Source organism: Mycobacterium sp. C31M (assembly GCF_053345865.1).
Map to the genome: position 1 here is coordinate 24,452 of NZ_JBKFAX010000014.1, position 24,504 is coordinate 48,955.

Genomic DNA, 24,504 nt, shown 5'->3' on the forward strand with positions numbered 1-24,504 from the left:
CCACCAGGACCACGGCTAACAGCCGACTAACCATCTCGGTGCAGCCGGCCTGCTCCGACAGCGCTCTCGACCAGCGCGACAATGCTCGCCGGATGGTCTCCCACCGCGGCCGCGCGATAGTCCGCGACCGGTATTTCCAACGAATGACGCAGTGCGACAACGTTATCAGCCGGATACGGCAGATACCGGGCACCGGCGGCCTCGGCTGCCTCGATGAGGCCCGGCTGGTCGGCCAACAGCACCGGCACCCCGGCACGTGCGGCCTCGACTACCACCAGGCCGAACGGCTCCCGCCACCTCGACGGGACTACAAGCACGTCGATCGACTCGAACAGTGCACTGGGTTCAATCCAACCCCGCCACTGCACCTGTCCGGTCGTTGTCTGCAGCCGGGCAGGAGCGAGATCGCCCTCACCCGCGACCACCAGCTTGTTGTTCGTTCCACTGACGGCCTCGACCAGCGTATCGATTCCCTTCTCGGCGCTGAGCCGGCCGAGATAGCCGAGTACCTTGGGCGCTCCGGACACGTTGGGGCGCAACCGCGGAACCGTCGGGTTGGCGGCACCGACCGGATGCAGCACCACACGCTGACCGGCCTGCGCCAGGCCGAGTCGCCGGTGCTCGGCGAGCACCGCGTGCGACACCCCAACCAGATCCCCACCCGGCCAGCGCTTTACGGTGTTGCGTTGCCTGGCCCGGCAGGCGCGGCCACAGCTGGCACCATCGTGCCACAGGGTCGACGCGTTGCAGAGCAGACCATAGTCATGAACCACATGGATCAACGGAATTCCCCGACGCGCAGCGACCACCCACGGCGCGTAACCCCAGCCCCGCAGGTTGTGGGTGATCACGACATCGGGTTCGGTTTCGTCGATCAGCCGGTCGACCAGGGTGGCCGAGGCCAACGTCATCGTGTCAATCGCATGCCATAACGTCCGGCCGAACACCCCGCGTCTGCCACCATCGAAGGGCCAGTAGATGTTCGGAATGGCCGACCCTGTGGCGGTGCGGTCACCGCGCCGACGCAGGCCGTGATTGTGAACCTGCCAACCGGTTTCGCGCAGTTTGTCGGCACAGGACTGGACCACCCTTTCGGCTCCGCCGAAGCGGGCCGGCGGCACCATGGAGGCGATCTGGAGCACCGTTCCTCGGAGGTCAGCCATCACGCGACCGCGCCGACCGTCGTTCGGCGATTGCCGTCGAGGCAACCGCCAGTACACCTGCCAGCAACAGCCCGGCCACGCCACCGACGGCGGCCTCGCGCAAGCCGTTCGGCTTCTCCGCGGCGGCCGGCACCAGGGCCGCGCCCGCCGGGCGGACCTCGACGTTGCCACTCTCCAGATCCGATACCGCAACACCGATCTGCGCGATCGCCGCATCCGCGATCTTGGCTGCCAGCTCGGCATCGTTGTACCGGACAGTCACCTTGATCACCGACTGGCCGACCAGACTGCTGGAACTGATGCGACCGCTCAGCGACAGCGGGGTCTCCTGCAGTTGCAGATCCTCGACCACCGGTTCGAGCACCGGGGTCGTGACGCCCAGCCGGGCGTAGCTGGTCATCCGGTTCAGAATGTAGAGCGAGCCCGATGAAAAGGCGTAGGCGGGCCGTGCGGTCGGATCAGACACCGAGACGATGCCCTCGGCCGTGGCGACGTAAGCTGCCGGGGTCTGGCGCGCGTAGATGCCCGCCCCGCCGGCGGCTATCGCGGCGACCAGCAGGATCGCCCACCAACCGCGCCGCAACGCATACAGCACCGTGTCGAGCGCCATCAGCGCTGCCCCATCGCCCTGTTGCGGACTGCCCGCGCCATCTCGCGCGACACCGAGTAGGTCAGGGTCACCGTACGGTCGACGACCCGTGATCGCAGCACCGGCGATTTCAGGTTCTGCAGCACGATCCGACTGTCACGCCAGTCCTCGCGCCACGGCCGGCCCGCGCTGATGCCGGTCCCGTCGAAATCACACAGAAAGTCGGCAAGGGCCATCGGCGGGGAATGGTTGGCGGCCTGCATCAGCAACACCTGATCGGCGGCAATCGGGACGCCCTCGTCGTAGCCGCCCAGCTGCCAGAACAGCTCACGCGTGATGGCGGTTGCCTGATGGGGCAACGGCTGCAACAGGATTGCGAAGTTGAACATCGAGAACGGCGCATACCCCAGCGTGCCAATCAGCGTCTTGTCCGCGCTCACCACCCGGGCCAGTCCGTAGAGCCAGTCCGGTGGGCCGTCGGCGCGGCGGGTGATCGCCTCAGCCACCCGGGACAGCACGCCGGGGTCGCCGAACACATCGCCGGAGTGCAGGAACCACAGGTACCTCCCGGTGCACATCTGGGCGCCCTTGTTCATCCCGTGATAGCGCCCGCGGTCGGATTCACTGACCCAGCGGCCGGCGAAGTTCTCGGCCAGCCATTCGGCCGAGCCATCGGTGGAACCCGCGTCCACCACGATGTGTTCCCAGTTCCCGAAGGTCTGGGCACGCACCGATTCCACGGTCTCACGTAGGCCGTCGACATTCTGGTAGGCGATGGTGACGATGCTGAACATCGGCTCAGACATATCGTGCTCCTCTTACAGGACACCGGTGCGGCCGGTGCCGGCGATACGCCGGTACCGGTCAGCCAGCACCAGGTCGGGACTGCGTTCCACCATCTGGCCAATCATCGTGTACTGCTCGGCGACACGGCGGGCGCGAACATCCGGACGCGCCAGCGTGCGGATGAGGTCGATGGCCTCGCCGGGCTCGTCGAACTGCCACTCGTCGGGAAGGATGCCGCGGTAGGCGGCGTTGCGGCGGACCGCGACGGGAAGACCGGCGTTCACGGCGTCCAGCACCGCGATCGGCACGCTGGCTTCCCAGCCGGCGGTGTGCAGATAGACGGTGTGCCCGGTGATGGCCTCAGGCACGTCTGCCGCGGGCAGCCAGCCGGTGACGCCTACGCCGGCACGCTCCAGCACCGATCGGGCACCGTCGGGTCCGTCGCCGACCCAGGTCGCCCTGAGCCGATCCGGGAACGCGGTGACGATGTCGGCGAACAGTTCCGGGCTCTTCTGCGGTGCCACCCGGCCCAGGGTCACCACGCTGATCGCATCCTCGGTCGTCACCGTGGGCGCGGGCTGCGCCGGGATGGTGGCCGACGCCAGCGCCCGATTGCCTGCGAACGAGTTCAACACATAACCGATGTCGGTCGACGGACGCAGCGAGCGGGCGAGGTCGGCCTCGTGCGGGCTGACGCCGATGAACGCATCGGTGCGGCGGGCCAGCACCCACTCGGCGAACCGGTAGGCCATCCGCTTGATAGCCGGGATATCGCGCCGCTCGAAGGCAAAGCAGTGTGGGCTGTAGGCGATCCGCGGGTTGCCCGGCATCAGCGGCTGCAGCCGGCCGACCGCACCGGCCAGCGATGAATGCAGGTGCACCACATCGGGGCGTACCTGCGCGACCGCAGCGGGCAGCGCCTTCCACAGCTTGAACAATCCGGGTTCGATGATCGACGACGTGACGAACGGAGAATCGGCACCCAGCTCCTCCAGCAAGCCCGAACCACGGTCCTGGGCAAGGAGATAGGACTCCACACCGTCCCGTCGGACCGCATGGGCGTACTCGACGACCGCGGTTCCGGTGCCCGCCGAGAACGTCTCGGTGACATGCAGCACCCGCAGCGGCCTGCGCTGCCGGGCCGGCACCCGGCCGAAGATGATCCGGGCCGTGTCATCCCAGCTGAACCGGGCGGCATTTGTGCGTGCCCGGCGGCCGAGGTCGTCACGTGCAGCCTTGTCGGCCAACACATCGCGCACCGCGTCGACGCAGGCGTCCAGATCATCGGGCGCGAAACCGATCCCGGCTGCACCCGCGACCTCGGTCATCGCCGAACCCAGCGCGAACACCGCAGGCGTGCCCTCGGCACCCGCCTCCACGATCGGGATGGCGAAACCTTCGTAGCGCGAGGGTGCCACCAACACACCGGCGGTGCGGTACAGCTGCTGTAGTTCCCCGTCTCCGACGCGGCCGAGCATCCGCAGATTGGCCGAATCGGAGATGTCGACCTGTCGGAAGATGGCCTGTTCCATGCCGACCACGGCAACCTGGATACCGGCCTGCGCCAATGCCATTGCCGCGGGTGCGACATTCTTGTGCGGAGCCAGGTTGCCAACGATGAGGGCGAAGGTGCCGGCCTCGAACGGCGGTGTGTACACCGCGTCGCCGTCACCCTCGAGGCGACTCGGCGCACACGGTGCCAGCGCGAAGCGTTCCGGCGACACCCGCAGCACCTCGGCCAATTCGGTGCGACTGAACTCCGAGACGGTCAGCACCCGCGCGGCGACACGGGACAGCAAGCCGTACATCAACCAGTACCACGCCACGAAGGCACGCCGGAATGTCCTGGGGTACCGGAACGGCATGGCATCGTGCATCACCACCGTCTGATCCCGCTTGACGATGGGCGCCGGGCCGGCCATCGAGAACAGGTGCGTCCCCCGGGAGAGCCAGGGCAGCGCGATCTGCTCGAAGAGCATTCCGCGGAGCCGGGACCGGACCGTCGGGAACTGTGAAATCCAGACCGGCGCAACCGCATCGGCAGGCAGGATGACCTGCACCTGCGAAGCATGCTCGGTCCGACTCAGCGATTCCATCACCTGCGATGCGTATCGCTGGGTGCCCGAGGGTGACTGGGCCAACCACTTTCCGTTGACGCTGTACGAGTAGCTGTCACGACGCTGCCTCATGGCACCAGCACCTCCTCTTTGATCGTTGTCTGAGTTCGGGTTTCCGCCGTCTGCGGTTTCGGCGCAGACGGGCGGGTCAGGGGGTAACACAGCAGCGCACCGGGAACGGCCCAGGTCAGCCAGTCGGCGGTGTCGATGGGCCAGGGTCGCTCGGTGATCGACAGGACGGCGACCGGGACGAGCACGCAGCACACCACCGGGAAGTACGTGTTGCGGGCCTGCCACAGCAACACGACGATGGCCGCGGTGAAGAACGTCACGCCCACCAACCCGGTGGAGAAGGCGACGCTCAACCACTGGTTGTGCGCCGAATACACTTCGCTGGCATCGATCTTGCCGATATCGCGCAGGCTGTCCCAGCCGAAGACGCCGTTACCGTGCAGCAGCGGCCCGATCCGGCCGAGCTCCTCCTGAGCCAGTGCCCACAGTCCACCGCGGCCGGTGAACGCCGACGGGTCCCTGGTCAGGAAGGGCAGGAACAGCGATACCGCCAGCAGCGGGAAGAGGCCGAGCGCGGCCAGGACCGACCGACCGGGTGCCCGGCTGGGGTTGCGGGCATCCGGCCGGACGATCAGCAGCGCCGCCAGGGTTATCATCGCGGCCAGCGCCCCGGACCGGCTGCCCGTCAGCACCACGATCCCTGCTATGTAGAGCGTCAACGCGACGCCCTGCCAACCGCGGAATGCCATGTACACGAACGGCATTGCGATGACCAGTGAGATCGCCAGTGCGTTCTCGTTGTCCATCACGCCGGGCAGGTTGAAGCCGAGCAGACCGCATTTGTAGCCGGCCTCACACGCGTTGACGGCGATGTCCGGGTGCAGCCACATGGCGAAACCACTAGCCGTCGCCTGGATCAGCCCGGCGATCGCGATGCCGAGGTGAATCCCGATACCGCGCGGCGCGACGATGCAGGCGAACAGGATCAGTACGTAGATGATGGTGAACGGCCGCAGCGGGTCCTCGCCACGCAGGAACGCTGTGCCGATCGAAATGAGCGCGACGATCGACAGGAAAGCCGCCGGGATGCTGATCACCTGGTTGCCACGCCGCAACCGCAGGATGATCACGGCGACGGCGGCGAGCGCCTGGACCACCAGCATGACCCGGAGCCCGAGCGTGCCCCAGTCGGGCATCTCGTTGGTGACGGTGTTGTACACATCGGTGGTGGACACCCAGGCGCCGGCGTAGGTGATGACGATGTTCAGGAAGCTGAAGGTCAGCAGCGCCAGGCCCAGGCTCAGGTAGGCCGCCGAGGTCCATTCGCCACGGCGGGCGGAACTGACGACACCGAGGATGGTGATCAGCACCGCGATCCCGGACACCAGGCAGACCGCGAAGGTGAGGATCGGATCAGGCATCGGCGGCAACCACAGTCCGGGTTGCCGGGGGCTGGGAGCGGGTCAGCCGCAACACCCGCCACACGCCAGGCGCCAGCTGGCACAGCGCCACCGTGATCGCCGAGGCGTACACCGGCCCGGCCGCTCCAAAATGCGGTGCCATGAACCAGGACAGCGGCAGATTGGTCACCACCAGTGCGGTGACGCAGATGGCCTGGAACCGCAGCTGTTCCGGAGTGATCAGGAAGATGCCGGTGGTGACGTGCGCGGCCTGCACGAACAGCAGCAGGGCGAAGGAGATCAGCAGAGACCACGTCGGCGTTGCCTGCCCGTCGCTCATCCACCCGATCAGGAAGCCGGCGAACAGCACGAAACACACCGCCATCGCCACACCGAGGCCGCTGAGGATGGCGACACCGGCCAACCAGCCCCGGCGGGCGTCGACGGGGTCGGTGTTTACCTTGGCGAACCGTGGCCACAGGGCGAGTGCGGCAGTGGATGCTATCGACCACAACGGTATGTAGAGCTGCGCAGCGTAGGAGTAGTTGGACAGCTCGGCGGCACCCAACCGGTGCGCGATCACGACGCGGTCAGACTGCAGCGCAATCGGCAGGCCGATCATCACGATGAACATCGGCACCGCGGTCGCCGCGATGGGTACGCCCGGAAAAGCGCGCGGCCGCAGTACTTTGCCCAACAGCCCGGCGACGGCAACGCGGTCGACCGACCACGCCCTGGCCGCACAGGCGATCGCGGCGATCAAAGCGCCCAGCGGAAGAACCAGGGAGTACGCCAACGCGGGCGCGTTCAGCTCCCGGAATAGAAGGGTTAGCAGCAGTGCCGCCGGCGGCGAGATACCCAGCAGTACCACCGACTCAGGGATGCGGCCGCTGCCGCGCAGGATCGCCTCACCGACCGAGAACGGCAATGCCACAGCGAAAGCCGAAAGAGCCAGTACCGCAGAGATATTGAGGCTGGAGGCCAGGTGCTCTTGGGATATGCCCAGCAGCCCCGGCCAGGCCCCGATCAGACCGATCAGACCGGCTCCGCCGCCCAGGATGACACTCGACCACATCGTCACCCGGATGGCGGCCAGTACCGTGCCGCGGTAGACCTCCGCGCTGCCGGTCTCATCGAGTTGGGCGCGCGAACTCGCCACCGCGGCCCCGGTACCCAGATCTGCGAACATCAACAGCTGACACAGCGTCGCGACCAGCATGACGACACCGAACTGCTCGATGCCGACCGCCTGGGTGACGATGCGGGCGATGGCCAGGTTGCATAGTCCGGTCAGCGGCAGCACGATCAACCGGGCACCACCGGCGGCCATCAGCAGTCGGCCGATCGCCCTGAGGCCCGAGGCCTGCGATCCGTTGTCGGTCATGCGCGGTCCGCCGGTTTCGCGTGCCGTGGCACTGGGCGCCGGCCGGCGGATGTACCACCCCCGTTGAACGCCCACCACAGCAGCGCGCCCGCCACGACGCCGGCGGCGCCACCGCCGAGCACTTTGACGACGTCGACCGACGAATTCGCGACCTCGGGAGTGATGGCCGGCTGGATCAGGGGCATCAGCACCGGCGAGGACTGTTCGACACCGGCGCCTTCGGCGGAGGACACGGCGATCGCCAGACGCGCCAGGACGGCGTCGGCCAACTTCGCGGCGGTATTCGGGTCCGACGACGTCGCGGTGGCATCGATCAACGCGCTGCCGGGAACGGCGGCCACCTCGATGGCGCTGGCGAGTTGGTCCAGGCTGTGGCCCGGGATGTCCTGCGATACCGCAGCCAGCAAGGCAGGCGATGTGGCCAGTTGGGCATAGCTGTCGATGCGTTGGGTGACGAACTGCTGCGCGCTGAACGGGTCGGGTTCGGTAGCCGGGAAGTTGAACTTCACAAACACGGTGCCCGTCGCCGAGTAGGTGGTGGGGCCCAGAACCGACCAGAGCAGTCCTGCCCCCGCACCGGCGAGCACCGCGAGCAAGGCGGCGACGACACCGAGGAGGCTACGGCGGCTGTCTGTCACAGCGAAGCCTCCGATCGGATCTCAGCAAATTTCTAGGCGACGGTTGCTCGCCAGCAAAACTGTAAGGGTTCGGATTCGCCCCGTCCAGAGAACGACCATCAATTGACTGTCCCGTTACTTTGCGATAACCGCTCACTCCGTGACAGAGAACGAGTCGGCAGCCGGATAGCCCGGTCGCGTATGGATACATAAAGTGCAGTTAGTACGGTATTTTCTGCTCCGAAGCCACGGAATCGCCGAGCCAATGGTGCGCACCGCCAGCTCTAAGTCAGGATGTTCAAATGTTGCTAAAATCACACTATGCTGCGCATTTTGGTTGCCGATAGCTACTTAGACATCCCGGCGAGGCTGTTGAAGTTGACGTGATCATTGATTTTTAGCGAATATCTTGAGGTCGTCCGGCCAAGATAGGCACCAAAACTGCCTCTCCGGACCGCTAGCAATATCTTCAACTGGCCATAGATGCCAGTTTTCCTGGTATTTATGTGATGCCATGTGGTCCTGGCAATGCGCTGAATGATAATCTCGCCCCATGCCTGGTGACAGCACGGCGGGGGCGCCGACATGGTTCGGCACCGCCGAGGCAGCCCTCTTCGGTGTGCTGCACTGCCCCAGCGGAGGGCAGAGTCGTGGTGGCATCGTGCTGTGCCCACCGCTGGGCAAGGAACACGTCGACACCTACCGGGGCCTGAAGCTACTCGCCCAGAAACTGGCGGTGGCCGGTTTCGCCGTGATGCGGTTCGATTACGCCGGCACGGGTGATTCGACGGGACGTCAGGGCGCCGAGACCGCGATCACGGACTACCTGGACAGCATTGCCGTCGCCGCCCGGTACCTCCGCGACTGCGGCGTCCCGACGGTGTCCCTGATTGGGTTGCGGGCCGGCGCACTGCTGGCGGCAGCGGTCGCACCCACCCTGACCGGATCGGTCGACCTGGCGTTGTGGGATCCGGTGACCGACGGCCGCAGGTACCTTCGTGAGCAACGCGCTCTCTACCGGATGTCGGTGGGTGAGGACACCGCCGATACCTCCGTGGAATCCATATTGGGACTGAGCTTCTCGCCGCAGGCATCGCTCAAGCTCGCAGCCATGAAGCTACCGACCGCCTTCGACGAAAATATCCGGACCTTGCTGCTGGTGCGGCCGGAACGCCGTGATGACAAGCGACTTCGCACGTTGGCGAGCGCGCCCTCATGCACAGTGCGTGCCGTCCCCGACCAGTCCGCGTTCGTCGAGCCAGCCAGTTACGTGGTGGAGATCCCGTACCCGACAGTCGATCTGCTGACCGACTGGTTCGACACCCACGGGGCCACGGCCACCGCCCCGTTCCGCGCCGACCTCCGATCGAGCACGGTGGTGAATCAGTACTCCGACGGAACGGCCATCGTGGAGACCATCGAGCATTTCGGACCCCACCGGCTTTTCGGTATCCGCACCGCGATGACGGGAGCCCGGCCCGACTGCCCCACCCTGTTAACCCACAGCACCGCCTATGAGCACCGGATCGGCACCGGACGGATCTGGACCGAAACCGCCAGGGAACTAGCCGCGCTGGGCGTAACGGCGTTGCGCTATGACCGGCGAGGCACCGGCGACAGTGGTGCGGCCACCGAATTCCCGCGCATCTATTCCGACCAGTCCCGAGCCGATATCGCGGCGGCCGTGACCGCCACCGGAGCCGGTCCAGACCGGTTGATGATGACCGGCGTCTGCTCGGGCGCCTGGCACTCGGCGATGGCCGCCATCACCAAGGGAGCACACAGTGTGGTGCTGGTCAACATCATCGGCTATGCGTTGCGGCAGAAAGAGACCGACCCGGATATCGCGATGACGACCGCCCCGCAGCCCACACTCAAGCAACGCGCGAAATCACTCATCCGCAGCCATATCCCGTATCCGGCCTGGCTGATGCTCGGCAAACTCGGGGTGGCCCAGGTACCCGAGGTACTGCTGACACGACTACGCCGCAGGAATATCCGCACCGATATTCTGCTGTCCCCGGCCGACCTGACCTGGTTCTCGCAGCAGCACGGCGACCGATCCATGCAGCGGGTGTCGGATGCCGGTTGGGCGCCGACCCTGATCGCGGCGCCATTCGGGGATCATCCGCTGCTGCGCCGTGACCTCCAGGAATTCACCCGCCGTCATCTCGTGGGCGCGATCAGGCGTGACTTCGGCCCGCTGTTGGCCGATGCCGAGCCCGATCAGCCCAGTGCGACCTGCTGAGGCTGACTGCCACAGGTCGACGGCGCGGGGGTCGCCGAGCCTATCCGGTCATGTATCCATTCGTAGAGAATCCGGTAACCCGTCCCGCCCAGGTCGCCGTGGCCGGCCCCGGCGACCTCGACGTGCTGGATCCGGCCGCCCAGTGCGCACGCCTCACGAACCGCAGTCGCCACCCAGGACGCGGGTATCGTGTTATCCGCCAGACCGTTCACCACCAGCATCGGCACGCCGAGCGACTGCTGCGGCAACGCGATCCTGCGCAACGCGGTGCGCAGGACGGCCACATCATCGGGATCGTCGAACTGCAGCACGATATCAGGGCTCGCCGCCCCGCCACGGCAGGCGAATACCGTGTTCTCGTCGGAGCGCACCGCGGCATCGATGAAGTCGCGGGCCCGCAGGGCTGGATCGGACCGTTCCAGCCCTGCCACCACCAGCGGTACCACGGCCCGTTGGTCGGCCGTGAGATCCCCCTGTGCCCCACGCTGGGCGACCGGGGTGAGGTTGGCAGCCGGTGACAGCGCCGCAACGCCCGCCAGGTCCGGGCCACCGCCGTCACCGGCCAACATTTCCCCGACGGCCCAGACAGCTTGTCCACCTTGGGAGTTACCAAGGGCGATCCACCGGTCGGAGATGTTTGGATACAAGTTGCCGATGGCGCGCGCGGCGTCGGCGACGTTGAAGGCCGCGCTGCGCGGTTCCAGATAGGGATGGCTACCGAAGCCGCCTAGCCCCTCGTAGTCGGTGACGGCGACGGCGTAGCCGTGCGCCGCGAGATCCCGAACGGTGGGCAGAAAACCCATCAGGTCTGGGTCCTGCGATGGTCCGCAGTCCGGTGCGATACCGGTGGTGCCGTGTGCCAGCGAGATCAGTGGCCAACCGCCAGCCGGCGGATTACCGACCGGGACCACGAAGACACCGGTGATCTCACGGGCGCTGCCGTCGATACCGGACACCGAGCGATAGGTCGCCCGGCTGGCTCTGCCGTTCACCCCGGCCAGGTCCACGGGTTCGCTACTGACCACCGAACCGCGTGCCGCGTTGGTCTCCGGTGCGATCGCGGGTGACGGGATGGGGATAGGTGCCTCGATATCGTCCGTGTCGAGCGCGGTCTGGCCGGCTCCGCAGGCGACGACCGTCGCCGACAGCAGAGCCGCCAACCATGATCTGGTCCATACAGCTGGCGCGGGGGTCACAGTACTCCCATCGTGGCGAATGCTCCCAGGATACCGGTCCTAGCCTAGTGGCCGACTCTCCCCCGCCCCGCCTGATACCCACAGGCAAATGTTGTCCATCCGTATTCAGCGATTGCTATCTCCTACTCAAGGACACTGTGGCAATGATCGCAAATACTTGATTCAGTGAAATAGATCGGTGACTGCTACTGTTTCCCAAGCGTTCGCCGATGACTCAGCAAACGTCGCGTCAGTCGATACCGAACCCCGTTCCGGTCCGCCTGCCGCAGCGCAAACCCGGGTGTCACACTGTCGCCCAGCGGTATACGCGCTCCACCAGCAGAGAGGACACCGGCGTGACCAAGAAGGCACTCGTCACCGGCATCACAGGCCAGGACGGTTCATATCTGGCAGAGCTGTTGCTGCACAAGGGGTATGAAGTTCACGGACTGATCAGACGCGCATCGACATTCAATACCGCGCGGGTCGACCACCTCTATCGCGACCCGCATGATCCGAACGCCCAGATGTTCCTGCACTACAGCGATTTGAGCGAAGGCAGTCGACTGACCACGCTGTTACACGAGATCCAGCCCGACGAGGTGTACAACCTGGGCGCCCAATCACACGTCCGGGTCAGCTTCGACGAGCCCGAATACACCGGCAACACCACGGGCCTGGGAGCTATGCGACTGCTGGAGGCCGTGCGTATGGTGGGTCTCAACTGCCGCTTCTACCAAGCTTCAAGCTCCGAAATGTTCGGCGCGACTCCGCCACCACAGAACGAGGACACACCGTTCTACCCGCGTTCGCCCTACGGTGCGGCAAAGGTCTACTCGTACTGGGTCACCCGCAACTACCGCGAGGCCTACGGCATGTTCGCGGTCAACGGCATCCTGTTCAACCACGAGTCCCCCCGTCGCGGCGAGACCTTCGTGACTCGCAAGATCACCCGGGCGGTGGCCGAGATCAAAGCCGGCCGGCAGCAACACCTGTACCTCGGGAATCTGGATGCCGTCCGCGACTGGGGTTATGCACCGGAGTACGTCGAGGGCATGTGGCGGATGCTGCAGGCCGACAAACCCGAGGATTTCGTGCTGGCGACCGGCACTGCCTACACGGTGCGTGATTTCGTCGAACTGTCGTTTGCGCACGCCGGACTGGACTGGTCCGAACACGTCAAGTTCGACGAGCGCTACCTGCGCCCCACCGAGGTCGACTCACTCATCGGATCTGCCGAGAAAGCCCAACGTGTACTCGGTTGGACGCCAAAGGTTCTCACGCCGCAATTGGCGGCGATCATGGTCGACGCCGATATCGAGGCACTTGCCCATGACGGACCCTGGATCGACGCCCCGGTGCTCGACGGCTGGACCACCGGCGCATGAGTGCGGACTTCACCCCGACCGCGCTGGACCGCCACGCGCCGCTGTACGTGGCCGGCCACGGCGGGCTGGTCGGGTCGGCGATCTGGCGCACACTGCAGGCGCGCGGATTCACGAATCTGGTCGGGCGACGGTCGGCAGAACTGGATCTGCGGGACCGCGACGCGGTGTTCGACTTTTTTGCCGAGACCCGGCCCCAGACCGTCGTCCTGGCTGCCGCCAAGGTCGGTGGCATTCTGGCCAACAACACCTATCCGGTCGATTTCCTGTCCGAGAACGTCCGTATCCAGACGAATGTCCTGGACGCGGCACTGGCCCAGCGCACCCAACGGCTGCTGTTCCTCGGATCGTCATGCATCTACCCGCGGATGGCTCCACAGCCCATCCGTGAGGACTATCTGCTGACCGGGTCTCTGGAAGAAACCAACAACGCCTACGCGATCGCCAAGATCGCGGGCATCATCGGCGTCCAGTCAGTCCGGCGCCAATACGGGCTACCGTGGATCTCGGCCATGCCCACCAATCTGTATGGCCCTGGCGACAACTTCTCGCCGCAGGGATCGCATGTCCTGCCGGCCTTGATACGTCGCTACGACGAAGCTGTTTCCAGCGGCGCCGAGACCGTCACGAACTGGGGCACCGGAACGCCTCGGCGTGAGTTGCTGCACGTCGATGATATGGCTTCGGCATGTTTGCACCTGCTGGAAAACTACAACGGCAGCAGCCAGGTGAACATCGGCACCGGAACGGATTGCACCATCGCCGACATCGCTGCGATCATCGCCGAGGTGGTCGGCTACACCGGGCAGACCCGTTGGGACACCGAAAAGCCGGACGGCACACCGCAGAAGCTACTCGACGTCAGCCTGCTCCGCGAGAACGGGTGGTCCGCGACGATCGACCTGGCAACCGGTATCTCGACGACGGTCGACTGGTACCGCAGCCACATCGCAGAACTGCGGACATAAGTTCCCGGGCGGCCTCAGCCCTCCAGCTTGTAGCCGAGGCCGCGGACGGTCACCAGGTGCACCGGGCTGGCCGGGTCCGATTCGATCTTGGACCGCAACCGCTTCACGTGCACGTCGAGGGTCTTGGTGTCGCCGACATAGTCCGCACCCCAGACCCGGTCGATCAACTGGCCACGGGTCAGCACCCGTCCGCTGTTGCGCATCAGGTATTCGAGCAGGTCGAACTCCTTGAGCGGCAGAGTGATCGGCTCACCGTTCACGCTCACCACATGGCGTTCGACATCCATCCGCACCGGGCCGGCCTCCAGCACACCGTCACCGATGCCGACATCGTCGTTGTCGGCACCGCGACGCAGCACGGCGCGGATCCGTGCGATCAGCTCACGTGCCGAGTACGGCTTGGTCACGTAATCGTCGGCGCCGAGTTCCAGGCCCACCACCTTGTCGATCTCACTGTCGCGAGCGGTCACCATGATGACCGGCACGCTGGACCGCGACCGCAACTGCTTGCAGACATCGGTGCCGCTCATCCCGGGCAGCATGAGGTCCAGCAGCACGATATCGGCGCCCGCGCGCTCGAACTCGGCCAGCGCCGAGGGGCCGTCGGTGACGACGGTGGCCTCGAATCCCTCCTTGCGCAACAGGAATGCCAGAGGATCGGCGAGGGACTCTTCGTCTTCAACGATCAGCACGGACGTCATCAGGAGGCGCCTTCCTTAATCATCATCATCGTCGACCGATCGGTCGTCATGTATCGCCGGTATGGACAGGGTGAACGTCGAACCGGTACCCGGCTGACTCCAGAGCCGGATGGATCCGTTGTGGTTGGCCGCCACGTGCTTGACGATGGCCAGGCCCAGACCGGTTCCGCCGGTGGCCCGCGAACGCGCCTTGTCGACCCGGAAGAAGCGTTCGAAGACCCGCTCCTGATCGGCACGGGCGATCCCGATACCGCGGTCGGTGATGGCGATCTCGATATCGTCGCCGCGGCGCCGCCGGCTGATCGAGACATCCGACCCGTCCGGCGAGTACGCGATGGCGTTGGACACCAGGTTGGCGATCGCGGTGATCAGCAGCCGCTCGTCGCCCAGCACCCGGTAGCCGGTGGGCGCGTCGGTGGTGATGTTGATGTGGGCGCTGTCGGCGGCCACCTTGTACCGCGACAAGGCCTCGGACACCACCGCATCGACGTCGACGGTGTCCAGGTCGGGCAGCGGTTCGGCGCCCTGCAACCGGGACAGCTCGATCAGCTCGCCGACCATGTTGGCCAACCGCTCGGATTCGATGATCATCTTCTCGGAGAACCGGCGCACGACGTCGGGATCGTCGGTGGAGGCCAGCATCGCCTCGGCGAGCACACCCATTGCGCCGACCGGGGTCTTGAGTTCATGGCTGACGTTGGCCACAAAATCGCGCCGGGTCGCTTCCATCCGTGCCTGCTCGGACTGGTCACCGACGAACACCACGGCGAACTGGTTGGCCTCTTCGACCAGCAGCCGGACATGACCGCGTACCGCCAGACCCGAGCGACCGGTCTTCTGCCGTTTGCGCGGCGACAGATCGATGTCGACATCCTCGCCGGTGGCCAGGCAGCGCTGCACCGCCTGCCACGCGCGGTCGTCGAGCAACCGATCCCGGACCAGCCCCAGCTCGGTGGCCTGCTCGTTCATGTAGACGACATCGCGGAAGGTGTCGACGACGACGATGCCCATCGGTGACATCGCCGCGATATGGCTGAGCATCTGCGAGACGGTGATACCACCGCCCTCTTCGATATCACGCTCGACCCGGCGCGCACTGATCCGGCGCATCGCGGCCATCCCGACGGCGATCCCGATTCCCAGCGCGAGCAGAGCCAGCGCAGCCGCCAGCAACAGCGCGGAACCGACACTCACGCGAAAATCGTACGCATCGGGTGAACGTCATCCCAGCAGCGTGCGGCCAAATCGGGAGAAGTCACACGTACAAAGACCAGAGTTCGGCCACCGTTAACTCATTGATCACTTCGCGCACCGCGTGGGTCGGTCACTTGGCGCCCTGCGCGGCGACGGCCGCGGCACCGGCGGCCGCGGCCTCCGGATCCAGATAGCGTCCGCCCGGCGTCGTCGGCTTGAGGTCGGCGTCCAGTTCGTAGAGCAGCGGGATCCCGGTCGGGATGTTCAGCCCGACGACATCGTCCTCGGACATCCCGTCCAGGTATTTGACCAGCGCACGCAGCGAGTTGCCGTGCGCGGCGATCAGCACCGTCTTGCCGGCCTTGAGGTCGCCCACGATGGTCTGCTCGAAGTACGGCACGAACCGGGCCACCACATCGGCCAGGCACTCGGTCAGCGGCACCTCGTCCAGATCGGCATAACGCGGGTCGGCGTCCTGGCTGAACTCGCTGCCCTTCTCGATGGGCGGCGGCGGCGTGTCGTAGCTGCGACGCCACGCCATGAACTGCTCGTCGCCGTACTTCTCCTTGGTGGCCGCCTTGTCCAGCCCCTGCAGCGCACCGTAGTGCCGTTCGTTGAGCCGCCAGTCGCGGATCACCGGAATCCAGTGCCGGTCGGCGGCATCGAGCGCCAGGTTGGCGGTGGTGATGGCGCGGCGCAGCAGCGAGGTGTACAGCACGTCGGGCAGCACGCCCTGCTCGGCGAGCAGCTTGCCACCGCGGACCGCCTCGGCCCGGCCCTTGTCGGTGAGGTCGACATCGACCCAGCCGGTGAACAGGTTCTTCTGGTTCCAGTCGCTCTCGCCATGGCGCAGCAGGATCAAGGTCGGCATAACCTGAATCCTCTCATGAGCCGTCAGTCTTCGATCAGATGGGAAAAGGCCTCGAGGTTCTTCAGCGACTCGCCGCGGGCCACCCGCCACTCCCATTCCTTCTGGATGGAGGACCGAAAACCCAACTCCAACAAGGTGTTGAAATCGCTGTCGACCGCCTCGAGCACCTGTCCGAGCACCCGGTCGATCTCGTCGGCATCCACCGAACTGTTCGCCATCCAGCCCACCAGATAGATATCGCCCAGGTTGTCCAGGGTGTAGGCCACCCCGTACAGGCGGCGGTTGCGCTTGAGCAGAAACTTGTAGACGGCCTCGAAATTCTCGTCGGGCCGCCGGCAGACGAACGCCTCGACCCGCACCGAGTGCTCACCGACGCTCAGGATGGTGTTGGTCTTGAGCCGCCGCTCCCCCGGCAGCGCCACCACCAGCCCGGGCAACCCGCCGTTGACACCCTTGTGGTGGGCGTACTCCAGGTCGTTGGCCTGCAGGGTCTGTTCGATGATTTCCCGAATGGGGCTCATGCCCGCACCCCCCGGCGTAGCGCGAACCGCCGCCCGGTCCGCCGCGTCGGCAGATCACGGCGCGGATGCCGGTCCCGGTAGTCGGTGATGGCGTGCGCGTAGCTGGCCAGCAACCCGTCCACGGTGTGTGCCCAGGAGAAGGTAGCCGCATGCGCCGCGGCCGCCGCGCTCAACCGATCAGGGTCCTGTGCCAGCACCGCGGCCAGCGTGTCGGCCCAGTCGCCGGGATCATGCCCGCTGACCAACGCGCCGGTCACGCCGTCGCGCACCGCCACCGGCAACCCGCCGACGGCGGCCGCGACCACCGGCGTCCCGCAGGCCTGCGCCTCGACGGCGACCAGGCCGAAGGACTCGTTGTAGCTGGGCACCGCGACGATGTCGGCGGCCCGGTAGACGTCGACCAGTTGGTCGCGGGACTGCGGCGGCAGAAAGGTCACCCGGTCGGTGATACCCAACTCGGCGGCCAGTGCAACCAGATCGTCGGGTGTCGCCATGCCCGAACCGGAGGGCCCACCCGCGATGAGCACCTGGACATCGCTGAGCTTCGCGGCGGCCCGCAGCAGCACATCGGGGGCCTTGAGCGGTTGGATGCGACCGACGAAGGCAATGACCTTGGCCTGCTCGGACAGGCCCAGCGCCCCCCGCGCGGCCTGCCGCGAACCCGGCGTGAACACCTGCAGGTCGACGCCGGGATGCACCACATCGATGCTGCGCCGGTGAGCGTGGTGTAGTGAGACCAGTTGCTGTGCTTCGATTTCGGTGTTCACGATCAGCCGGTCCGCCTCGTCGACCACCTGCTGTTCGCCGACCGAGCGCAGTGCCGGTTCGGGGGCGTCACCTTCGGCCAGGGCGGCGTTCTTGACCGCGGCCAGGGTGTGGGCGGTGTGCACCAGCGGCACCGCCCAGCGGTCGGCGGCCAGCCAGCCGACCTGACCGGACAGCCAATAGTGCGAGTGCACGATGTCGTAGTAACCGGGCTCGTGGGTGGCCTCGGCGCGCAGCACCCCGGCGGTGAACGCGCACAGCTGGGTGGGCAGGTCGTTCTTGTCGAGCCCCTCGAACGGCCCGGCGACCACGTTGCGCACCAGCACCCCTGGTGCGACCTGCACCACCGGGGCGTCCGCCGAGGAGGTCGCCCTGGTGAAGATCTCCACCTCGACACCACGACGGGCCAGCTCGAGCGCGGTCTGCAGGACGTAGACGTTCATCCCGCCGGCGTCACCGGTACCCGGTTGGGACAGCGGCGAGGTGTGGACCGACAGCACCGCGACGCGACGGGCGTCCGTCAGACCGGACGTTTCGGGAACGACACGCACACAGTCATTCCTACACCGTCGCCCCTACACCGGGGCCAGCACAGTACCTTCACCGCGGCGCAGCTGGGCGCGGCGCATCGCCGCGATCGGGTCGGCATAGAGCCCTCCGAGGGACACCACACCCGCGCCGGCCTCCTGGACGCGGTTGCCGAAGGCCGTCACCCGGATATCGCGCGAGCCCAGGACCGAACGGGCGGCGAAGGCCTGCTCGACCAGTTCCATGCCCTCGGGGTACTCGGTGAAGGCCTGTCCGCCGACCACCAGATCATCGGGGTTGAGCATGTCGCGCAGCAGCGCCACCGCCTCGCCCAGCACCCGGGCCCGCTCGGCCAGTAGGCCGCGCGCACCCTCGTGTCCATTACGCGCGGCGCGCAGCACCGAGGCCAGCGTCGATGTCGGCCCCTCGGACGGGATGATGCGCTGCGCACGGGCCGCGGTCAGCACCGCCTCGTCGCTGACGGTCGACTCCAATTTCCCTGAGCCGCCGAGCAATTCGGAACTCACCGGCAGGGCGGCGATGGTGCCCGGACCGCTGGCAGGCGAATGCACCCGACCGCCGATCGACAGCGCGTAACCCACCGTCTCGCGGGCGTAGACATACAGGCTGGTACCGGCCTGCGCGTTCGGGCGGCGCACGCCGAGCAGCAGCTCGGCGCCGGCCATGGCATCCACATGCGAGGCCACCGACACCGGCAGGCCCAGCGTCTCGGCCAGCACCGGGCCGACCGGCGCCTCGGTCCAGCCCAGCCGCGGATGGTCCAGGTAGCCCGAGGTGCTGTCCACCACGCCACCGGCGGCGACACCGACCCACAGCGCGCGACGACGGTGCCAGCGGCTCAGGTAGCGCCGCGCGCTACCGGCCAGCGAGGCCAGTGCCGCACTCTGGGTGCCGCGCGGGGTGGGTGTCTCGACGACATCGAGGGTGCGGCCGAACAGATCGGTGGCGACGATGGAGGTCGTCTTCGCGCCGATGTGCAGGCCCAGGGTCAGGAACGGCTCGTGATTGACCTCGACCGGGACACGCGGGCGCCCGATCGCGCCGGACACCGCGAGATCGGCGCGCTCGCGCAGCACACCGGCGTCGAGCAGGGCGGTGACCTGGCGGTTCACCGTGGCGATGCTCAATCCGGTGACGCGGGCGATGGCATCGCGGGCGATCGGTCCGCGCTGCCGGGCCGCGCCGAAGACCGATGCCGCGGCGGCGTCGGCGACCTTGAGCGACGGGGCGACGATGTGGTGCCGGGCCAACAGGGCGCGCTTGGCGTGGACGGCGGGCGCCTGACGGATGGTCTTGGCGGCGACGGTGGCGGTGCTCACGATGGGTGTCCTCTGGTCTGAGTATTGGCTGGGGTGGGCTCTGGAAACCTCTGCCACACCAGCGACTCAGCGGGACGTGTTTGTCCTCGGGTCAGCAGGGCGCGGCGGGTGCGCAACAACAACACGCACGCCGCGCGGCGGAACCGCTGATCGAGATCACGACGTCAACTTAGCACGACCATCGGCACTTGCGCGAAGGTCGGATCGGCGGGCCTAGGCTTGTCGGAATGAGTACCTCAACGGACACCCGCCGCGTCGCAGTCGTCACCGGAGCCAGCGCCGGGATCGGCGAAGCCACTGCGAAAACCCTTGCTGCACAGGGATTTCATGTGATCTGCGTGGCACGTCGCGAGGGGCCGATCACGGAGCTGGCTGCCGCGATCGACGGTACCGCGATTGTGGCGGACGTCACTGACCCGGCGGCCGTGGCGGCGCTGGCACAACAGCTGGACCGCGTGGATGTGCTCGTCAACAACGCCGGCGGGGCGCGCGGCCTGGAGTCGGTCGCCGATGCCGATATCGAGAACTGGCGCTGGATGTGGGAGGCCAATGTGCTGGGCACCCTGCATGTCACCAAGGCGCTGCTGGGCAAGCTGATCGACTCCGGCGACGGGCTCATCATCACCGTCACCTCCATCGCCGCGCTGGAGACCTATGACAACGGGTCGGGCTACACCTCGGCCAAGCACGCCCAGGGCATCCTGCACCGCACCTTGCGCAGCGAGCTGCTCGGAAAGCCGGTGCGGCTCACCGAGGTTGCGCCCGGCATGGTGAAGACCGACTTCTCGCTCAACCGGTTCGACGGGGACGCCGACCGCGCCGACAAGGTGTACGCCGGGGTGACCCCACTGGTCGCCGAGGACATCGCCGAGGTGATCGGGTTCGTCGCGAGCAGGCCCGCTCATGTCGATCTGGACCTCGTCGTGGTCCGCCCGCGCGATCAGGTCACCGGGGCGATCGGCTCCCGGTTCAACCGCCAGGGGTAGCCGGGGTGGGCGCGCCGGACGGGGTGGCCGGCGCGGATTCCGGGATGCTCGACCGCGGGGCCGTCTCCGACAGTGCCGACATGGACACCCACTCGTCCCAGTCCACCGCCCAGTCCCAGATGTCGCCGTCGGCGTAGGACAGGTCGATGCGGGTGCCGGTCACCTCGACCGGGTCGCCGTACATCGCCGAGTTGAAGTATTGCTGCGAGTTCTCCAGGTTCAGGTTGATACACCCGTTGGTGACATTGGTATTGCCCTGCGCCCCAATGCTGTTGGGGTTGCAGTGGATGAACTCGCCGTTGTTGGAGATGCGCACGGCGAACCGCTCGTGCACGTTGGCGTACCCGGCGGCCGGGTTGGTCATGTAAAAGTCCTCGTACTTCTCGGTGACCACGTGGACACCGCTACGGGTGACGTTGCGGTCCAGGTCTCCCTCGCCGTAGCTGCACGGGAAGTCCATGATGACGCCCTCGTCGGTGATCACCTGGATGCGGTGACTGCTCGCCTCGGCCTTGACCACCTGACGTCGCCCGATGGTGAAATCCAGAGTGGAGTCGGCGGCGCCGTAGGCCTGCGGACCGAACTCGACGCCGTAGAGGTTGGCATCGACATGCACCGCGGTGCCCGCCGGGTAGTACTCCTTGGTCCGCCAATGCACCCGGGATCCGCCGACCTCGTCGGGCAACCAAGCCCAGCTGCCCTCGACCTGTGGGGTGGTGGTGACCTTGAGCGCCTTCTCGACCGCCGGTTTGTCCTCGTCGGCGACGGCGGCGTCGAACTGCAGGATGATCGGGGCCGCGACACCGACGGTCTGCCCGTCGGCCAGCTGGAATCGGCCGTTGACGGTGGTCTGCGGATCGACGGTGCTGAACTGGCCGGCCACCGGCACGGCCTGGCCGTCCTGGCCGACCACCGACCCCGACCAGGTGTAGGAGCCGCCGTAGCCCAGCGGTTCGGTGACGGTGAATTCGGTGCGGTCGCGGTTCAGCTTGCCCGCGACGACCTTGCCGTTGGCATTGGTGAGAGCGATCCGCTGGAACCAGCCGTCGCTGACCTGCACACCGGCCGGTTCGGTGGGCACCACATCCAGTGCCGCGTCATCGGGGGTCAGGGTGATGGTGGGTGCCTTCGGGACGGCGGCCGCATCCTCGGTGGCAGCCGTGCCGCCGGTGGGCTTACCCGTGCAGGCCGCCACGAGGCCGGCACCACCCAGACCCAGGATGGTGAGCGCGCGACGGCGGCTCAGCGGTGCGTTCTCGGCAGGTCCCACGTGGTCCAAGGGTACCTAGAGCGCGCACCCGACCAGTACCGGCTCGGGTGTGAGTTCGATCCCGAAGCGGTCCCGCACACCGTCACGCACCGTCCTGGCCAGCGCCAGGATCTCGGTCGTTGTCGCGCCGCCCCGGTTGGTCAGGGCCAGCGCATGCTTGCCCGACAGCTGCGCCACCGCATCGCCGCCCGGATAACCCTTGCCGAAACCGGCCTGCTCGACCAGCCAGCCGGCGGCGAGTTTCACCCCGTCGGGCGCCGGATAGTGCGGTAGCCGCTCGTGGCCGGCCTTCAGCCGCTCGAAGTCCTGGGCGTTGACCACCGGATTCGTGAAGAACGAGCCGACACTCCAGGTGTCGTGGTCGGCGGCGTCGAGCACCATGCCCTTGGACGCGCGCAGACTCAGCACCGCCTCGCGCACCCGGGCGGCCGGCACCCGCTCACCGGGCTCGGCGGCCAGCCGGGTGGCCAGTTCGCCGTAGCGCAGCGGGGCGGACAGCCCATCCGGGTTCAGGGTGAACTCGACTTCGGTGACGATGACGGCCGCCTGATGCTTCAGGACGCTGTGCCGGTAGCCGAAGCCCAGCCGATCCGGGCTGATCCACTCGTCGGCGCCGGTGCGACGATCCAGCAGCCGGACGGCAGTGATGGTGTCGGCGACCTCGGCGCCGTAGGCCCCGACGTTCTGGATCGGGGTGGCACCGGCCGATCCCGGGATGCCGGACAGGCACTCCAGCCCACCCAGCCCGTGATCCAGCGCGGTGGCCACCACGTCATCCCAGGCGGCGCCCGCCTGCGCGCGCAGCACCGCCCCGCCGACGGTGATATCGGCGTTGGCCACGGCCACCACGGTCAGCCCGGACAGGTCGTCGGCGAGCACCACATTGGAGCCCCCGGCCAGCACCAGCACATCGTCGGCGACCGGCAACTCGGTCAGCACGGCCGTCAGCTGATCGGTGCTGTCGCAGGTGATCAGCCGCTGCGCGACGGGCCCGATGCGCAATGTCGTCCGCGAAGCGATCGGCACATTCTCGGCCACCGACGCACCGGCGAAAGGCGAACTGACCACGGACGGTAACGGTAGCGTGCCGATCATGCCGCGTTCATTCGACTTGGCGGCCACCTACGGGTGTTCCGTCGCCGAGGTCCTCACGGCGTTCTCCGACAAGCGCTACTGGTTGAAAAGGCTGGAGCTGTCCGGCTGCGACGAGACATCCCTGGATGTGCTCGATGCCGATGACCACGCGGGCATCCGGATCGTGACCACGCAGACCGTCAGACTGGCGCGGCTGCCCAAGATCGTCACGCAGGTCCACCGCGGCGACCTCACCCTGGTCCGCGAGGAGAGCTGGACCCCGCTGCGCGACGGACGATCCAGCGCGGACATCTCGGCGAAGATGTTGGGGACACCGGCCCGGGTGCGCGCCGATGCCGAACTGGCCGACGAGGGATCCGGTGCCCGCGGCACGGTGCATGTCACCGTGGAGGTCAAGATCCCGCTGCTCGGCGGTCAGCTGGAGAATCAGATCGGCGGTCAATTGGTCGACCTGCTGCGGCTGGAACAGGAGTTCACGGACAAGTGGGTGAACGACCACAGCTGAGCAGGCCTGTCGGCTCGCCACTGGGCCGTCCTGTCGGCTCGCCACTGGGCCGTCCTGTCGGCTCGCCACTGGGCCGTCCTGTCGGCTCGCCACTGGGCCGTCCTGTCGGCTCGCCGACGCGCGGCACCACCGGCTACAACCGGCTGCGTCGCAGCGACCGCTGGCTGGTCTACGCACCCCGGGTGCGCACCGCGCTGCAGGCCGCCACCGACCCGCTGGTCGTCGACCTCGGCTACGGCGCACTGCCCATCACGACGCTGGAACTCGCGACACGCCTACAGACCGTCCGCCCCGATGTGCGGGTCGTCGGCCTGGAGATCCACCCGGACCGGGTCGCGCTGGCCCAGCAGTCCGCGGTTCCGGGTGTCGAATTCGCGCTCGGCGGTTTCGAACTGGCCGGGCTGCGCCCGGTGCTGGTGCGGGCCTTCAACGTGCTGCGCCAGTACCCGGTCGACGAGGTCGAACCCGCCTGGTCGCAGCTGCTGCGCCGGGTGGCCCCCGGCGGACTGCTGGTCGACGGCACCTGCGATGAGCTGGGGCGGCGCTGCTGTTGGGTGCTGCTGGACGCCGACGGCCCGATCAGCCTGACCCTGGCCTGCGATCCGTTCGCCATCGAGAAGCCCTCCGATCTGGCCGAACGGCTGCCGAAGATCCTGATCCACCGCAATGTGCCGGGCGAACCGATCCACACCCTGCTCGATGCCGCCGACCGGGCCTGGGCGAGCGCCGCCGGACACGGTGTGTTCGGCCCGCGGGTGCGCTGGCGGGCGATGCTGGAACAGCTGCACGCCGAGGGGTTCGCCGTCGACCCGCCGCGGCGACGGTTGCGCGACGGGGTGCTGTCGGTGCCCTGGGCGACGGTCGCGGGCCGCGGCTAGCCTGCA

22 protein-coding genes are annotated in these 24,504 nt (G+C 67.2%); 6 read left to right on the forward strand and 16 right to left on the reverse strand.

The window, feature by feature from the left end; genetic code table 11:
• Window positions 1–26: 26 nt before the first annotated feature.
• Genes ACLBYA_RS20870 through ACLBYA_RS20900 form a run of 7 tightly spaced genes read right to left on the reverse strand, consistent with a single transcriptional unit; the run spans window position 27 to window position 8,089 of the window.
• Window positions 27–1,163 carry a glycosyltransferase gene (locus ACLBYA_RS20870; RefSeq protein ID WP_447711350.1) on the reverse strand — a complete coding sequence of 379 codons (1,137 nt, stop codon included), beginning with the start codon at window positions 1,161–1,163 and terminating at the stop codon, window positions 27–29.
• Window positions 1,156–1,773 (reverse strand): hypothetical protein, encoded by a 618-nt coding sequence (locus tag ACLBYA_RS20875; protein ID WP_447711351.1) that lies wholly within the window; start codon window positions 1,771–1,773, stop codon window positions 1,156–1,158. Before ACLBYA_RS20875 ends, ACLBYA_RS20870 begins: the two co-directional genes overlap by 8 nt.
• Window positions 1,773–2,558 carry a glycosyltransferase family 2 protein gene (locus ACLBYA_RS20880; RefSeq protein ID WP_447711352.1) on the reverse strand — a complete coding sequence of 262 codons (786 nt, stop codon included), beginning with the start codon at window positions 2,556–2,558 and terminating at the stop codon, window positions 1,773–1,775. Before ACLBYA_RS20880 ends, ACLBYA_RS20875 begins: the two co-directional genes overlap by 1 nt.
• A gap of 12 nt (window positions 2,559–2,570) precedes the next feature.
• Complete coding sequence (locus ACLBYA_RS20885) at window positions 2,571–4,727, reverse strand: glycosyltransferase (protein ID WP_447711353.1); 2,157 nt, start codon at window positions 4,725–4,727, stop codon at window positions 2,571–2,573.
• Complete coding sequence (locus ACLBYA_RS20890) at window positions 4,724–6,088, reverse strand: O-antigen ligase family protein (protein ID WP_447711354.1); 1,365 nt, start codon at window positions 6,086–6,088, stop codon at window positions 4,724–4,726. Before ACLBYA_RS20890 ends, ACLBYA_RS20885 begins: the two co-directional genes overlap by 4 nt.
• The gene (locus ACLBYA_RS20895) at window positions 6,081–7,451 is read right to left on the reverse strand and encodes an oligosaccharide flippase family protein (RefSeq protein ID WP_447711355.1); all 1,371 of its coding nucleotides are present in this window, start codon (window positions 7,449–7,451) and stop codon (window positions 6,081–6,083) included. Before ACLBYA_RS20895 ends, ACLBYA_RS20890 begins: the two co-directional genes overlap by 8 nt.
• Window positions 7,448–8,089: a hypothetical protein gene (locus tag ACLBYA_RS20900; RefSeq protein WP_447711356.1), complete on the reverse strand. Its 642-nt coding sequence runs from the start codon at window positions 8,087–8,089 to the stop codon at window positions 7,448–7,450. Before ACLBYA_RS20900 ends, ACLBYA_RS20895 begins: the two co-directional genes overlap by 4 nt.
• 532 nt (window positions 8,090–8,621) lie before the next feature.
• On the opposite strand from ACLBYA_RS20900, the gene ACLBYA_RS20905 reads away from it, so the two are divergent.
• On the forward strand, window positions 8,622–10,316 hold the full coding sequence (locus ACLBYA_RS20905) for a serine aminopeptidase domain-containing protein (RefSeq protein WP_447711357.1): 1,695 nt from the start codon (window positions 8,622–8,624) through the stop codon (window positions 10,314–10,316).
• On the opposite strand, the gene ACLBYA_RS20910 is transcribed toward ACLBYA_RS20905, so the two are convergent.
• Window positions 10,295–11,476, reverse strand: coding sequence for an alpha/beta hydrolase family protein (locus ACLBYA_RS20910; protein ID WP_447711358.1), 1,182 nt, complete (start codon window positions 11,474–11,476; stop codon window positions 10,295–10,297). The genes ACLBYA_RS20905 and ACLBYA_RS20910 overlap by 22 nt on opposite strands.
• Window positions 11,477–11,847: 371 nt before the next feature.
• On the opposite strand from ACLBYA_RS20910, the gene gmd reads away from it, so the two are divergent.
• Both gmd and ACLBYA_RS20920 read left to right on the forward strand, forming a co-directional pair.
• Window positions 11,848–12,879: a GDP-mannose 4,6-dehydratase gene (gene gmd / locus ACLBYA_RS20915; protein ID WP_447711359.1), complete on the forward strand. Its 1,032-nt coding sequence runs from the start codon at window positions 11,848–11,850 to the stop codon at window positions 12,877–12,879.
• Window positions 12,876–13,844 carry a GDP-L-fucose synthase family protein gene (locus ACLBYA_RS20920; protein WP_447711360.1) on the forward strand — a complete coding sequence of 323 codons (969 nt, stop codon included), beginning with the start codon at window positions 12,876–12,878 and terminating at the stop codon, window positions 13,842–13,844. The genes gmd and ACLBYA_RS20920 overlap by 4 nt, the downstream gene beginning before the upstream one ends.
• A 14-nt stretch (window positions 13,845–13,858) precedes the next feature.
• On the opposite strand, the gene regX is transcribed toward ACLBYA_RS20920, so the two are convergent.
• From regX to ACLBYA_RS20950, 6 genes are all read right to left on the reverse strand, one after another.
• Window positions 13,859–14,545, reverse strand: a complete 687-nt coding sequence (gene regX / locus ACLBYA_RS20925; RefSeq protein WP_447711361.1) for a two-component sensory transduction protein RegX — start codon at window positions 14,543–14,545, stop codon at window positions 13,859–13,861.
• 15 nt (window positions 14,546–14,560) lie between these two features.
• Window positions 14,561–15,739, reverse strand: coding sequence for a sensor histidine kinase (locus tag ACLBYA_RS20930; protein WP_447711362.1), 1,179 nt, complete (start codon window positions 15,737–15,739; stop codon window positions 14,561–14,563).
• Window positions 15,740–15,869: 130 nt separating this feature from the next.
• Window positions 15,870–16,610 carry a phosphoglyceromutase gene (locus tag ACLBYA_RS20935; protein WP_447711363.1) on the reverse strand — a complete coding sequence of 247 codons (741 nt, stop codon included), beginning with the start codon at window positions 16,608–16,610 and terminating at the stop codon, window positions 15,870–15,872.
• A gap of 23 nt (window positions 16,611–16,633) precedes the next feature.
• Complete coding sequence (locus tag ACLBYA_RS20940; protein WP_447711364.1) at window positions 16,634–17,131, reverse strand: YbjN domain-containing protein; 498 nt, start codon at window positions 17,129–17,131, stop codon at window positions 16,634–16,636.
• Complete coding sequence (gene mshA / locus ACLBYA_RS20945) at window positions 17,128–18,447, reverse strand: D-inositol-3-phosphate glycosyltransferase (protein ID WP_447711365.1); 1,320 nt, start codon at window positions 18,445–18,447, stop codon at window positions 17,128–17,130. The genes ACLBYA_RS20940 and mshA overlap by 4 nt, the downstream gene beginning before the upstream one ends.
• Before the next feature lie 24 nt (window positions 18,448–18,471).
• Entirely contained in the window at window positions 18,472–19,734 is a 1,263-nt protein-coding gene (locus ACLBYA_RS20950; RefSeq protein ID WP_447711517.1) for an ROK family protein, read from the reverse strand.
• A gap of 257 nt (window positions 19,735–19,991) precedes the next feature.
• On the opposite strand from ACLBYA_RS20950, the gene ACLBYA_RS20955 reads away from it, so the two are divergent.
• Window positions 19,992–20,750: an SDR family oxidoreductase gene (locus tag ACLBYA_RS20955; RefSeq protein ID WP_447711366.1), complete on the forward strand. Its 759-nt coding sequence runs from the start codon at window positions 19,992–19,994 to the stop codon at window positions 20,748–20,750.
• Here the strand turns inward: ACLBYA_RS20955 and ACLBYA_RS20960 are convergent.
• Window positions 20,734–22,020, reverse strand: coding sequence for a L,D-transpeptidase (locus ACLBYA_RS20960; protein WP_447711367.1), 1,287 nt, complete (start codon window positions 22,018–22,020; stop codon window positions 20,734–20,736). The two genes, ACLBYA_RS20955 and ACLBYA_RS20960, sit on opposite strands and share 17 nt — an antisense overlap.
• Before the next feature lie 15 nt (window positions 22,021–22,035).
• Window positions 22,036–23,088 (reverse strand): UDP-N-acetylmuramate dehydrogenase, encoded by a 1,053-nt coding sequence (locus tag ACLBYA_RS20965; protein WP_447711368.1) that lies wholly within the window; start codon window positions 23,086–23,088, stop codon window positions 22,036–22,038.
• Window positions 23,089–23,113: 25 nt separating this feature from the next.
• Between ACLBYA_RS20965 and ACLBYA_RS20970 the strand changes: the two genes are divergently transcribed.
• Together ACLBYA_RS20970 and ACLBYA_RS20975 are read left to right on the forward strand one after the other, a co-directional pair.
• Window positions 23,114–23,620 carry a DUF2505 domain-containing protein gene (locus ACLBYA_RS20970; protein WP_447711369.1) on the forward strand — a complete coding sequence of 169 codons (507 nt, stop codon included), beginning with the start codon at window positions 23,114–23,116 and terminating at the stop codon, window positions 23,618–23,620.
• Between the two features lie 92 nt (window positions 23,621–23,712).
• Complete coding sequence (locus ACLBYA_RS20975) at window positions 23,713–24,498, forward strand: class I SAM-dependent methyltransferase (RefSeq protein WP_447711518.1); 786 nt, start codon at window positions 23,713–23,715, stop codon at window positions 24,496–24,498.
• Window positions 24,499–24,504 lie beyond the last annotated feature (6 nt).